This window comes from Dorea amylophila (genome assembly GCF_025567265.1).
Classification (GTDB): domain Bacteria; phylum Bacillota; class Clostridia; order Lachnospirales; family Lachnospiraceae; genus Dorea_A; species Dorea_A amylophila.
This window is the reverse complement of record NZ_JAOQJW010000027.1, coordinates 1-13567: the sequence shown is the minus strand read 5'-3', so window position 1 is coordinate 13567 and position 13567 is coordinate 1. Positions and strand designations below refer to the sequence as shown.

10 protein-coding genes are annotated in these 13567 nt (G+C 43.0%); 8 read left to right on the top strand and 2 right to left on the bottom strand.

The annotated features are described in order from the left end of the window. The first annotated feature begins 98 nt into the window (after positions 1–98). From OCV72_RS14670 to OCV72_RS14655, 4 genes are all read left to right on the top strand, one after another. The gene (locus tag OCV72_RS14670; protein WP_055284559.1) at positions 99–860 is read left to right on the top strand and encodes a TatD family hydrolase; all 762 of its coding nucleotides are present in this window, start codon (positions 99–101) and stop codon (positions 858–860) included. Between the two features lie 110 nt (positions 861–970). After that, entirely contained in the window at positions 971–1849 is an 879-nt protein-coding gene (rsmA, locus tag OCV72_RS14665; RefSeq protein ID WP_006427524.1) for a 16S rRNA (adenine(1518)-N(6)/adenine(1519)-N(6))-dimethyltransferase RsmA, read from the top strand. Next, entirely contained in the window at positions 1846–3225 is a 1380-nt protein-coding gene (locus OCV72_RS14660; protein ID WP_006427523.1) for a citrate/2-methylcitrate synthase, read from the top strand. Before rsmA ends, OCV72_RS14660 begins: the two co-directional genes overlap by 4 nt. Further along, positions 3222–4166 (top strand): alpha/beta fold hydrolase, encoded by a 945-nt coding sequence (locus tag OCV72_RS14655; RefSeq protein WP_055284556.1) that lies wholly within the window; start codon positions 3222–3224, stop codon positions 4164–4166. Before OCV72_RS14660 ends, OCV72_RS14655 begins: the two co-directional genes overlap by 4 nt. 391 nt (positions 4167–4557) lie before the next feature. Here OCV72_RS14655 and OCV72_RS14650 read toward each other — a convergent pair whose 3' ends face one another. Further along, positions 4558–4917, bottom strand: a complete 360-nt coding sequence (locus tag OCV72_RS14650) for a sporulation initiation factor Spo0A C-terminal domain-containing protein (protein ID WP_055284554.1) — start codon at positions 4915–4917, stop codon at positions 4558–4560. A gap of 287 nt (positions 4918–5204) precedes the next feature. Between OCV72_RS14650 and OCV72_RS14645 the strand changes: the two genes are divergently transcribed. The 4 genes from OCV72_RS14645 (at position 5205) to OCV72_RS14630 (ending at position 12270) form a co-directional block, all read left to right on the top strand. Next, positions 5205–5900: a response regulator transcription factor gene (locus OCV72_RS14645; protein ID WP_055284552.1), complete on the top strand. Its 696-nt coding sequence runs from the start codon at positions 5205–5207 to the stop codon at positions 5898–5900. Between the two features lie 12 nt (positions 5901–5912). Further along, positions 5913–8507 (top strand): sensor histidine kinase, encoded by a 2595-nt coding sequence (locus OCV72_RS14640; RefSeq protein ID WP_055284550.1) that lies wholly within the window; start codon positions 5913–5915, stop codon positions 8505–8507. Positions 8508–8627: 120 nt separating this feature from the next. Beyond that, a complete protein-coding gene (locus OCV72_RS14635) occupies positions 8628–9809 on the top strand; it encodes a class I SAM-dependent methyltransferase (protein WP_055284548.1) in 1182 nt (393 codons plus the stop codon). A gap of 13 nt (positions 9810–9822) precedes the next feature. Next, positions 9823–12270: a hypothetical protein gene (locus OCV72_RS14630; protein WP_055284545.1), complete on the top strand. Its 2448-nt coding sequence runs from the start codon at positions 9823–9825 to the stop codon at positions 12268–12270. A gap of 88 nt (positions 12271–12358) precedes the next feature. On the opposite strand, the gene OCV72_RS14625 is transcribed toward OCV72_RS14630, so the two are convergent. Then, positions 12359–12847, bottom strand: a complete 489-nt coding sequence (locus OCV72_RS14625; RefSeq protein WP_055284543.1) for a QueT transporter family protein — start codon at positions 12845–12847, stop codon at positions 12359–12361. Positions 12848–13567: the final 720 nt, after the last annotated feature.

Genomic DNA, 13567 nt, shown 5'->3' with positions numbered 1-13567 from the left:
GGGATAACCGTAAAAAAGCTTGGGATAACGTGTGGAAAAGATGGGATAAATATTGGGATACAGAAGACAGGACATTTTTGATTTGAAACGGAGGATATATGATATTTGATACACATGCACATTATGATGATGAGCAGTTTAATGAAGACAGAGTAGAATTACTGAATTCGATGGAAGAGCAGGGCGTTGGCACAATTGTAAATGTCAGTGCAGCATATAATTCCTGCAGGAAGGTTATTGCACTTGCAAAGGAATATCCATTTGTATATGCGGCAGTCGGGATTCATCCGGATGAGGTCGGAAGCCTGAATGAAGAGACCTTTGCACAGATGAAAGAGCTGTTTAAAGAGGAGAAAGTGGTTGCGGTAGGCGAGATCGGTCTGGATTATTACTGGGACAATGAGCCGAGAGAAGTGCAGAAAAAATGGTTTATACGGCAGCTGGAACTGGCAAGAGAGTTGGATCTTCCGGTTCTGATCCACAGCCGGGAGGCAGCGGCAGATACCATGGAGATTATGAAGGAGCATGCGAAAGGACTAAGCGGTGTGATCCATTGTTATTCGTATTCTAAAGAGATGGCACAGGAATATATCAAGATGGGATTCTATATCGGCGTTGGCGGAGTGGTAACGTTCAAGAATGCGAAGAAGCTGAAAGAAGTAGTGGAAAATATTCCACTGACGTCAATTGTACTCGAGACGGACTGCCCGTATATGGCACCGGAACCGAATCGTGGAAAGCGCAACAATTCTGCTTATATCCGTTATGTGGCAGAGAAGATTGCGGAATTAAAGGGCATTACGTATGAAGAGGTAGTCGAACAGACGGAGAAAAATGCAAGAGAGATGTACCGGCTGTAGAATACAATGTTCTATTTATACATATTTCATTTTTATCGCTGTCAATCCCGGCCAAATTATTGTATAATGAGGAATAATCAAGAAACCATATAACAGATACGGGAGGGTCTATGAAGGAACCAACGTTAGGAAATCCGCAGAATACCATCGAGGTTCTGCAGAAATATAATTTTTCATTTCAGAAAAAATTCGGTCAGAATTTCCTGATCGATACACATGTATTAGATAAGATCATACAGTCGGCGAATATCACGGAGGATGATATGGTACTGGAGATCGGACCGGGAATCGGTACGATGACGCAATATCTGGCACAGGCGGCAGGAAAGGTGATCGCAGTTGAGATCGATAAGAATCTGATCCCGATCCTGGAGGATACATTAAGCGGATATGACAATGTACGTGTCATCAATGAAGATGTATTGAAGCTGGATCTTAAGAAGCTTGCAGACGAAGAGAACAACGGAAAGCCGGTCAAAGTGGTGGCGAACCTGCCATATTATATTACGACGCCGATCATCATGGGACTTTTTGAAAATGAGGTTCCGGTAGAGAGTATCACTGTCATGGTGCAGAAAGAAGTTGCGGACCGTATGCAGACCGGACCGGGTAATAAGGACTATGGCGCACTGTCATTAGCAGTACAGTATTATGCCGACCCGTATATTGTGGCAAATGTTCCGCCGAACTGTTTCATGCCGAGGCCGAAGGTGGGATCAGCGGTTATACGCTTGACCTGTCATCAGGAGAAACCGGTACAGGTGCAGGATGAGAAGCTGATGTTCAACATCATCCGTGCATCTTTCAACCAGAGAAGGAAGACACTGGCGAACGGTCTGAAGAATGCGGCGACATTAGATTTTACAAAAGAAGAAGTGGAAGCAGCGATTGATGCACTTGGAAAGGGTGCAAGTGTGAGAGGTGAGACACTGACACTGGAAGAATTCGCAAGATTGAGTGATTTATTATCTCCATATAAGAAAGGATGATGACGATGGACAGAAAAGAAGGACAGACACTATTTGAGGTAACACCGGAAATCAGCCATTTTGCAGAACTTTGCGAGAAGAACAATGCGATAGACAAAGAGCTGTATACGAAGTACGAAGTCAAACGGGGACTCCGTGACCTGAACGGAAAAGGTGTCCTTGCGGGACTTACGAACATTTCCGATGTATGTGCGAAGAAGATCGTGAACGGAGAGGAAGTGCCATGTGCAGGAAATCTTTACTATCGCGGCTACAATATCAAAGATCTGGTGCAGGGGTTTCTGAAAGATAAGCACTATGGATTTGAGGAAATCGCCTATCTGCTGTTATTCGGTGAACTTCCGGATAAGACGCAGCTGCAGACATTTCATGAGACACTGGTGGAAAGACGGACATTGCCGCCGACATTTGTCCGTGATGTGATCATGAAAGCGCCAAGCCGTGACATGATGAACAGCCTGTCGAGATCGATCTTAAGCCTGTACACGTATGATCCTCATGCAGACGATACGTCGATTCCAAATGTACTGCGTCAGTGCCTGAATCTGATCAGTCAGTTCCCGATGCTGATGATCTATGGTTATCATGCATATAATTACCGTATGGGAGAAGATCTCTTCATCTATGCACCGTCACCGGAATTATCAACAGCAGAGAATATACTGATGATGCTGCGTGAGAATAAGGAATATACGAAATTAGAGGCAAAGATCCTGGATATGGCACTTGTCCTTCATATGGATCACGGCGGCGGTAACAATTCTACATTTACAACGCATGTGGTAACATCATCCGGAACGGATACTTATTCGACGATCGTGGCTGCTATGGCATCCTTAAAAGGACCAAAGCACGGGGGAGCAAATGTCAAAGTAACCCAGATGTTTGACGATATGATGGAAAAAGTCAGTGACTGGGAAGATGATGATGAGGTACGCCGGTATCTGACCGATTTGTTGGATAAGAAGGCATTTGACCGGAAAGGACTGATCTACGGAATGGGGCATGCAATCTATTCCGTATCTGACCCGAGAGCCGATATTTTTAAGAAGTTCGTTAAGCAGCTTGCAAGAGAAAAGGGCTGTGAGAAGGAATATGCACTGTATGAAAAGGTAGAGCACATGGCACCGGAGGTCATCGCAGAAAAGCGTAAGATATACAAAGGTGTAAATGCGAATGTCGATTTCTACAGCGGACTTGTATATAGTATGCTGGATCTTCCACCGTCACTTTATACACCGATCTTTGCGGCAGCGCGTATCGTCGGATGGAGTGCACACCGTCTGGAAGAGCTTAAGAATGTAGATAAGATCATTCGTCCGGCGTACAAACCGCTGGCCGAATACAAAGAGTATGTCAGAATGGATGATAGATGATGAAGCATGAATTTTATTATACATCCAGAGATTCCGTGACAAAGATCCATGCGATCGAATGGCTTCCGGATAGAGAGATAAAAGGTGTCTTACAGATATGTCATGGAATGGTGGAGTATATTGATCGTTATGATGAATTTGCCGAATTTATGTCGGAGCACGGATATTATGTAGTCGGACATGATCATCTGGGACATGGGAAATCCATACAGACAGAAGCTGATCTGGGATATTTTGATGAACGGAAAGGGAATCAGTATGTGATCGGAGATATTTATCAGTTGCAGGAGATGACACGGAAAAAATATCCGGATGTGCCGTATTTTATGCTGGGGCACAGTATGGGGTCATTCCTGTTGAGACAGTATCTGACGATGTATGCGGAAGGCCTTGCGGGAGTTGTCATTATGGGAACCGGTCATCAGGGAATGCTGACGCTTTGTGCGGGAAGGATGATCTGCAGGATCATCGCAGCGTTCAAAGGATGGAAATACAGAAGTACATTTGTGGATAGTCTGAGCTTTGGAGGTTTCAATAAGAAATTTGAACCGGGCGAGACATCGAAGGAATGGATCACATCCGACAAGAAGAAAAGGGATGAATATGTGCGGGATCCGCTGTGTTCCTATACATTTACACTGGGAGCCTATTATCAGATGTTTACCGGTATGAAGGTTCTGGTACGGAAAAGAAGCATGAAACGGATTCCGAAGACGCTTCCGGTGCTCTTTACGGCAGGAGCCGATGATCCGGTAGGGGCTTTCGGAAAGAATGTGATCAGAGTCTATGAGAAATATAAAGATGCCGGGATCAAAGATGTGTCGATCCATCTGTATGAAGGCGACCGGCATGAGATCTTGAATGAGGTGGACCGGCAGAATGTGTATCAGGATATCCTTGCATGGATCGAAGAAAGAAATAAAACAAAAGCGGAGTCGTAAAGACATCCGCAGAAATTATCGGTAAAGTGGACCGCCAGAAGTAATCTTCTGGCGGCCTTTACTTTATGAGGGGGGGCGATAGTTGTTATCCAACTATCTGAAAGTATTATAATCAAGAAATGTGAAAAAAGTATGTTCATTTATAAAAAAACGCAACAAAAAACTCTCCTTTTCGGAGAGCTTTTTGTTGTTGTTATAATTACTAAAGGAATGAGAGTAAAGTGTACACCGGAGAGTGATTCCGGTGTTTTACTTTATGAGGGGGGGTGATAGTTGTTGCTTATCAACTATCTGATATATAGTATAGACAAAAAATATGTCTAAAGTATGTTAAAAACATAAAAGAATTCGAAAAAATCTTAACTAAAAATGAAGAAGACAAAAACAGATTCTAAAGAGCGGAAAGTAAAGGACAGCATTCAGAGTATTTGCGTAAATGAGCAGTTACGATATCAAAGAATTCACCGGAGGTTGGTTTCAGAGTTAAAGGGCGTAATGCAATTTTTTCGAGAAGCGGTCTGTTTCCGTGCTCCCAACAGACCTTGATGACAGTGCGGATATCACGTTCAACACTATAACTTGTCGTATTATAGTGATGTGCGATGTCTGGATAAAGATACTTACTGACGAAAAGGAGGTAGTTTTCATCAGACAGACAAAGACGTATACCATAAATGAGATATTCATAGCCACGGTAAGTTGCACCAATACCAAGAGAGCGAATAAGATATTCTATTTCTGGTTCATGCATAATATGCCATCTTCTTTCTAAAAATTTTGTTTGGAAGAATCCGACAAGATGAAAATCCCACGGAGTATGAAAAAATAAAAAAGATTCTTAAATCACCAGGGATTATTATATAGAAAAAATATCTTTACGAAAATATGGTTTATTGTTTTTAGACATAATATTAGCAGTTTCTATTTTAGACGACAGAACGGATAAAGAGCATATTTTCATAATATCTTAAGAATTTACAAGACCAGGACTTAAAAATTAGTTGATATTCTTGTATAGTATAAGGGAGGTGATGAGAAATGTACAACGTACTTGTATGTGATGATGATAGAGAGATTGTAGAAGCAATAGAGATATACCTGTCGCAGGAAGGATATAAAGTGTTAAAAGCCTATGACGGTGAGGAAGCGTTAAAAGTGCTGGACAGGGAGAAGGTGGATCTTCTGATCATTGATGTGATGATGCCGAAGCTGGATGGGATCCGGGCAACGTTAAAGATCCGCGAGAAGAAGAATATGCCGATCATAATCCTGTCGGCAAAATCTGAGGATGCCGATAAGATCCTGGGGCTGAATGTAGGAGCGGATGATTATATGACGAAGCCATTCAATCCGCTGGAGCTGACAGCGCGGGTAAAGTCCCAGCTTCGCAGATATACACAGCTTGGAAGCACGATCGATAAAAGTAATCAGGCTGTTTATGCGGTCGGTGGATTATCTATCGATGATGAACAGAAGGAGGTTACGGTTGACGGGGAACCGGTCAGACTGACACCGATCGAATATAATATTTTATTATTACTGGTGAAAAATCAGGGAAAAGTATTTTCTATCGATCAGATATATGAAAGTATCTGGAATGAGGATGCTATCGGGGTGGATAATACAGTGGCAGTACATATCCGCCATATCAGAGAGAAGATCGAGATCAATCCGAAGGAGCCGAGATACCTGAAGGTAGTCTGGGGTGTCGGGTATAAGATAGAGAAGCTTTAGGAAGGAGCATATATGAAGAAATGGTACCGAATGCCAAGAGTAAAATTCTTTTTGCTGGCAGCGGCACATATACTTGCAGCTGCAGGGGTGTTATGCATCCTGTGGGCTACGCGTTATCCGATGCTGATACAGGAGCTGTGTTCTGCTGATGCTGCGAAGACGTATGAGGAAAGCAATGCATTTGCCAATGCTGTGGCCAATGCCAATTATCACATCCTGGACGAGATCCAATATCAGACCTTATATGATACAGATGGAAAATATGACCCGGATAAGATCGTAGATGTGGCAAAATATGAAGATACAGGCGGGATAACGGGTAAAGACGAGACCGGACTGTCCTTCCGGCTGGGGGACATGTATTCCTGGGGCAAATTAATCGCAGAAACGATGACAGATGATGGTTCCGTCTCAGATACCCGGGACGAACAGGACGCTATCATTGTGTGTCAGCAGTCAGACGGAAGCTACCACTATTTCCGTTATAAAGAATTTAAACAGATGATCGACAGAGGGGATCTGTCATTTGTCATTACAGGAAACAGTTCTGCAGATGATATTCTGGATGAGTTGAAACAGGGGGAATATCAGGAAAGCAGCAGCGGGGAATCCAGATTCAGGGGACTTCAGGATACCGATGGAAAGATTGCTTACATCAATTGCTGGAATTATGACGGGACAAAGATTCCCGGAGACTATAAGACGGTAAACGGAGAAACGGTACTTCAGCTTGTGAATAATTCCAAGATATGGAACGGCAGGCTGAGTGATGCCTACAGAATGATAAATGATGCGGCCGAGATCATCTATTCGGATGTTGACAATTATGTGCTAAACCAGAAGCAGTATCAGGAAGGAAATACGAATATCACATACCTGTATGTGAACCGGGATAACGGAACGGTCATTACGAATAAAAAGAAATATCAGGACTATGATCATTACGAGGAGAGCCTGGAACAAATAAAAAAATCAGGGAAATATGTGATCGTAAGACCGAAGCTTGCAGACTATGAAAGTAATATTGAAAAAGCCGGCAAAGGAGATTCAATGGCACAGGAATGGCAGAAGACAGTAGCCGGTTATGTAAATGCGTCAGATTATGTATATGCATCGGTTGTGGATACAGCGTATCCTGTGAAAGATGATTTTTACGAGCAGAAACAGATCTTTACACAATATGCGGCCGGGGCAAAAGCGGCCGGTATAGGGGCAGTTCTGGCAGTCGCAGCCTATCTGGCGATTCTGGTGTTATTGACGATCGGAGCCGGAAGAAGTGCGGAAGATGAAGAAGTGCATCTGGTGAAGTTTGATCACATAAAGACAGAACCGGCAGCGGTTGGTGTAATATTGCTCTGGGCAGTAGTTATGCTGGTAGTAACAAAAGCCGGGATATTTACATGGCAAAGCGTAAATGGAGAGACTATCTATACAGAAAATAAACAGATATATCTGCAAGGAATGGCGGTGGGATGTCTGGGGGCGCTGTATAGCTGTGCGATGTTCCTTCTGGGTTATCTGAGTCTGGTGAGAAGAATCAAGGCGAAGACTGTATGGAAGAACAGTGTATTCAGATGGCTGTTACTCTTTTTGAAAGAGATGCTTCAAAACATCCGGTATCTGTGGAAAATGATGATCGGATTAGCAGCATTTTTACTGTTCCACTGGCTGACCTATATATTTGCTGCAGATGGAAGTACTACCTGGGCGTGGGCATTCATCTTGCTGGTAACAGATGCCGCAGCATTCGTCTGGATGGTTCAAAAGGCAAAAGGAACCGGAAAGATCATGATAGGGATCGAGAAGATTGCCGGTGGCGAAGTGGAGTATCAGATTCCGGTAAATGGATTACTGGCAGAGCAGAAAGAGATTGCAGAGAAAGTAAATTCTATTGGAGAAGGACTGGAAACAGCACTTGCAAAGAGTATGAAAAGCGAACGGCTGAAGACAGACCTCATTACGAATGTCTCGCATGATATCAAGACGCCGCTTACATCTATCATTAATTATGTAGAATTGTTAAAGCAGGAGGACTTTAAGGATCCGAAGATCCGGCGTTACATTGAAGTTCTGGAACAGAAATCACAGCGCCTGAAGACATTGACAGAAGACGTCGTAGAGGCTTCCAAGGTAAGTTCAGGGAATATTACGTTGGAATTCATGAACCTGAACCTGGTGGAAATGATCCAGCAGACGAGTGGAGAATTCGAGGAAAAATTTAAGGCAGGAGATCTGGAAGAGGTCATGAACCTTCCGAATGAGGAGATTGTGATCCGCGCAGATGGAAGACGGCTTTGGAGAGTGCTGTCTAATATATATAACAATGCGGCAAAATATGCGATGCAGGGAACAAGAGTTTATGCTGATCTCGAGAAGAAAGATGGCATGGCATGCTTCAGCCTGAAGAATATATCGGCACGGCCGCTGAACATCCCGGCTTCCGAGCTGACGGAACGATTCATCCGCGGGGATGTATCAAGAAGCACAGAAGGCAGTGGTCTGGGATTGTCGATCGCACAGTCGCTGACGGAAATGCAGGGCGGAACATTTGAATTATATCTGGATGGAGATTTGTTTAAAGTGACAATAAAATTCCCGGTTTCATAGTTGGGGACGGAGGATTGCATGCAATCCTCCGTCCTTAACTGCATTTTCTCGGTTCTGTCCGGTAAAATTGCCATCCATGATACTTGCGCTCTTGTCTAAAAAACAGTAAAATATAATATTATGAATGAATTAAGTAAATTATTACAGGAAAATTTAAATATAGAATTTATATCAGCAACGCTGAGTAATCCGAAGAAGAAAGACGATGTGCAGAAGGTAAAGGTAAGACCTGTACTGAAAAAAGAGGTACTTTACTTCCAGTTTGAATCGTTCCGGAACAATCAGGCATTTCACGAGAATGTGGAGGAGAAAAAAGCTTGTGAAATACTTCTCGAATATATGGGAAATATGCGCCAGATGCAGATGGAGACACAGAGAGCGGATTATACGGTTCTTGTAAGTAAAAAAGGAAAAGTGACCATAAAAAGTAAGATAAAAAAGGGCGGGAAAAAGAAGATTGATATGAGCCATGATCGTAAGAAAAAGTATGTGTTGGAAGAGGGAGTCCCGGTACCGTTTCTTCAGGATCTTGGAGTTATGACGCAGGATGGAAAGATTGTGCGTGCAAAATCCGATAAGTTCCGCCAGATCAACCGTTTTCTGGAGTTTATCGAAGATATCCTTCCGGAGCTGGATAAGGGAAGAGAACTTACAATCCTGGATTTTGGCTGTGGAAAGTCTTATCTTACATTTGCCATGTATTATTACCTGCATGAATTGAAAGAATATGACATAAGAATCATAGGGCTGGATCTGAAGAAAGAGGTGATCTGTCACTGTAATGAACTGAGTGAGAAATACGGCTATGAAAAGCTGAGATTTCTGGAAGGGGATATTGCAGATTATACCGGAGTCAACAAAGTAGATATGGTAGTAACTCTACATGCCTGTGATACGGCAACGGATTATGCACTGGCGAAAGCGGTCGGCTGGGATGCAAAAGTGATCCTGTCTGTACCATGCTGCCAGCATGAATTGAACCGACAGATCCGGAATGAGGTGTTAGAACCGGTATTAAGATATGGACTGTTGAAGGAACGTATGGCGGCGCTGATCACGGACGGACTCCGGGCACAGTATCTGGAGCGCGAGGGGTATGAAGCACAGATACTGGAATTCATCGATATGGAACACACGCCGAAGAATATCCTGATCCGGGCAGTAAAAAGGAATCAGAAAGCAGATCAGAAAGAATCTGTAAGGCGGCAGCAAATCGAAGCATCTATTCGGAAATGTGAAGCAGAACTCAGGGTGTCACCGACACTGGGGCATCTGTTAGATAACCAGGGAAAAACGGAATAAAGAGGGAGTATAAATGACATTAACTTTAAAGAAACGTTTGATAAATGTGGGCGTTTTGTCTGCAGTATTTATCGTGGCTGTCATTATATTCAGCTACGTGACGAATAAGGGGAATGACAACATGACGGCTGATATGGGAGCCGCAACATTTCCACAGATCTCATTTTCATATGGAGATTATAAGATCAATACACTTACAGGCTATGCAAAGAGGATGGATGTGTCTTCTATGCATAATACCATCACTCCGGTAGCCGATCAGAGTCTGGATGTAAATATAGAAGCATATGGCAATAAATTTACAGGAGCCAGCTATAAAGTCTACACACTGGACGGGACAAGTGAACTGGAATCTAAGAAAATCAAAAAGGCAGGAAAGAACTTCAGTCTGGATCTGAGTGGAGATAAGGTACTGGATGAAGAAAGAATTCTGGAGGTTCGGCTGAACAGAAATGGTGCGGATCCGGTATATTTCTACACCAGAATTGTCAGTGATGAAGATGCCAATGTTGCACAGTGTCTGAATTATATCAGTGATTATCATGAAAATGCACTTGCAAAGGCAGAGAATGCAGGCGTAGGAGCAGCGCTTGAGCCGACGGATGATGCGGATAATACGACGCTTCAGCATGTAACGATCAATTCGAATTACGAACAGGTTACATGGGGCAGTCTGAAACCACAGGTAGAACAGGAAGAACGCTGGAGTATCAAAGAACTGAACAGTACCTGCATGTCGGTATTGTTACAATACAGGGTAAGCTGTAAAGGAGAGGAAAATGAATCCGACCGGTATGCGGTCAAAGAATTCTTCCGTGTCAGATACATCGCAGATGCACAAAAGGCATACCTCTTAGATTATGACAGAACGATGGATCAGATATTTGATGCGACGAAGAAGGTTCTGAATGAGAAGGGAATTATCCTCGGAATTGCACCAACGAATCTGTCTTATAAGGTGAATAAAGACGGAACAATCGTATCATTTGTCGAGGCAAATGAACTTTGGAATTATAATAAAGATTCGGATGAGGTGTCACTTGTATTCGGATTTGCAGATGCGGAAAATACAGATGTGAGAAATCTGGTTCCGGATCACAAGATCAAGATTTTGAAAGTAGACGCAAAGGGCAACACAACCTTCCTTGTGTCGGGATATATGAATCGTGGTGAGCATGAAGGTGAAGTCGGAGTGGCCGTATATTATTACGATATAGAGAAAAATTCCGTGGAAGAGAAAGTCTTTATCTCTACCAATAAATCTTATGCACAGGCAGTCAGTGAACTGGGAGAAATGTCTTATTATGATGCGAAGACAGACATGCTCTACACCATGGTGGACGGTACACTATATCAGTATAGTATAGAGGATGATGAGAAAACAGTACTGGTCAAAGGTCTGGACGCACAGCAGTATGTCGTATCGGAAGATGGAAGTCTGATCGCATATCAGGCAGACGGAGAACTTGGAACTGCAACGAAAGTATCGATCCTGAATGTAGGGACAGGAAAGAAGCAGAAAATAACCTGCAGCGAAGGAGAATGCATCCGTCCACTGGGCTTCATCAGAAGTGATTTTGTATATGGAATTGCGAAGACGGAAGACATAGGAAATACCGTGTCCGGAGAAGCAACCGTCCCAATGTACAAATTGGAGATCCGGAATCAAAAAGGAAAAGTGATTAAAACCTATCAGACAGATGGCATTTACATTTTAAATGCAGCATTTGATGAAGATATGATCACGCTGGAGCGTGCATCAAAGGATGGGGACACCTATACTGCAACAGCTCCGGATTATATTACGAACAATGAACAGAAGACGAAAAGCAATATTACACTGGAGACATATGCGACAGATCTGAAGCAGACACAGGTACGACTGACATACAATGATGGGATATCAGATAAGGAACCAAAAGTACTGAAACCAAAACAGATCCTGTTCGAGACACCGCAGACGATCACATTTTCAGACAAAGACGCACCGGAGAAATATTATGTCTATGGACATGGTGAGATCCAGGGTGTGTATACAAAGGCAGGGGATGCGATCAAGAAAGCAAATGATTACAACGGAGTGGTAGTCGATTCCTCACAGGACTATGTATGGGAGCGTGGTAACCGTAACCTGCAGTATTCGATCACAGAGAAAGATGATGTATTAAATACAATCAAGGACCGTCTTAAAAACCAGGAGAAGCCAATTGATATTTTGAAGGATATAAATGATGGTGCTGCCTATGACCTGACCGGATGTACGACAGAAGAGATCCTGTACATTATCAATCAGGGCAGACCGGTCATTGCAATGCTGGATTCGCAGAATGCGGTTATTCTGGTGGGATACAGTGATACGAATGTTGTGTATGAAGACTTGAATGACAGTACAAGACACAGCGTGAAGTATGAAGAGATGGATCAGATGACATCCGGAAGCGGAAATGCGTATATTGGATAGTTGTGTATAGAAAATAAAAAAGAGCGGACATATAACTGTTATGAAATGAGTTATATGTCCGCTCTTTTTAATACCATTCAGATATAGATTAAGCTGTGCGGAAAAGTGTTCCTTTATATTTCTTCAATGCTCCGTACACGATCAGACCAAGAACAGTGCAGGAGATCACCTCACCAATTCCAACCGTCAGCATCATAAACGGAATCGGAAGTGTCACACCATAACCGTAACGCAGTACGAACGGAACGATGATGATATTCGAAATAATCGGTGGAAGTGTTGCGACAACCGGCTTCTGCTCACGCAGTTTCCATGTGAAAAATGCACCGATCAGAGTTGCAATACTGCCGAATACAATATCCGGAAGGATCGCACCGCCCAGAATATTACCGATCAGACATCCGACAAAGAGTCCCGGAATAGCGGCTGGTGTAAATATTGGTAAAATAGTGAGTGCCTCGGAGATACGAACCTGTACTTCTCCGAAAGAAAATGGTGCAAAGATGTAAGTCAGCACCACATAGATTGCAGCGATCATGGCTGCCTGGGTCATGAAACTAAGATTTTTGTTTTTCATTTTTCAATTCTCCTTTAGTTTTGTTTTACGTGTGGAAGGTCACGAACACACGCGCCGTAGCGGATAGGAAAGAAATCCGGTGGATGTCTTTTCTATCATCTTCTTTACGCCGGGAATCGGCGAAACCCTTGTAAGACCTTGGTTTTTTCGGGTTTTGTAACGGGTGATAGTATAGCATGAAAAGACAAGAAAAGCAAGAACATACCCACTTTCTATTAAAATTGCATATTGTATTGTTAAATTGCATATGCTATAATGCCAGTAGGCAAAAAGATAATGCTATTCCATAGTGAACAGCAACGAAAAACCCTCGGAGTGCCATCCGAGGGTTTTTCTATTCCTGATTTTGGTGTGGAAAGGCTTAACTCCACAGGTTAGTTACCGGCTATTTGTCGCCATCTAACCATTTGATGATGTAGTGGCAAACTACACCAGCCGCAACAGCGACAATAAAAGATAATGCCAAATCCATAATGAACACCCCCTTCCTGTTGCCAGTATGGAGGCAGCAACATTGTCAGTATACTATACGGTGTTTTGAATTTCTATATATGTTGAAATAAATTTGGGTTTAATTTGGAATTTAATTCAGAAAGGCTGTGGACACCCGAACCGGAATAAAGCTTGGAAAGGCGTTCCTGTTCAGGTTCCATCGGCGGGTCAATTCTAAAGGGGCAAAATTCTGCTAAAAGCAGGCTTTCAAAATTTGAAACTCGGCAT

What these genes read in the sequence shown, in the direction of transcription:
- OCV72_RS14670 (WP_055284559.1), top strand. Translation starts at nt 99, where the DNA reads ATGATATTTGATACACATGCACATTATGATGATGAGCAGTTTAATGAA.
- rsmA (WP_006427524.1), top strand. Translation starts at nt 971, where the DNA reads ATGAAGGAACCAACGTTAGGAAATCCGCAGAATACCATCGAGGTTCTG.
- OCV72_RS14660 (WP_006427523.1), top strand. Translation starts at nt 1,846, where the DNA reads ATGATGACGATGGACAGAAAAGAAGGACAGACACTATTTGAGGTAACA.
- OCV72_RS14655 (WP_055284556.1), top strand. Translation starts at nt 3,222, where the DNA reads ATGATGAAGCATGAATTTTATTATACATCCAGAGATTCCGTGACAAAG.
- OCV72_RS14650 (WP_055284554.1), bottom strand. Translation starts at nt 4,917, where the DNA reads ATGCATGAACCAGAAATAGAATATCTTATTCGCTCTCTTGGTATTGGT.
- OCV72_RS14645 (WP_055284552.1), top strand. Translation starts at nt 5,205, where the DNA reads ATGTACAACGTACTTGTATGTGATGATGATAGAGAGATTGTAGAAGCA.
- OCV72_RS14640 (WP_055284550.1), top strand. Translation starts at nt 5,913, where the DNA reads ATGAAGAAATGGTACCGAATGCCAAGAGTAAAATTCTTTTTGCTGGCA.
- OCV72_RS14635 (WP_055284548.1), top strand. Translation starts at nt 8,628, where the DNA reads ATGAATGAATTAAGTAAATTATTACAGGAAAATTTAAATATAGAATTT.
- OCV72_RS14630 (WP_055284545.1), top strand. Translation starts at nt 9,823, where the DNA reads ATGACATTAACTTTAAAGAAACGTTTGATAAATGTGGGCGTTTTGTCT.
- OCV72_RS14625 (WP_055284543.1), bottom strand. Translation starts at nt 12,847, where the DNA reads ATGAAAAACAAAAATCTTAGTTTCATGACCCAGGCAGCCATGATCGCT.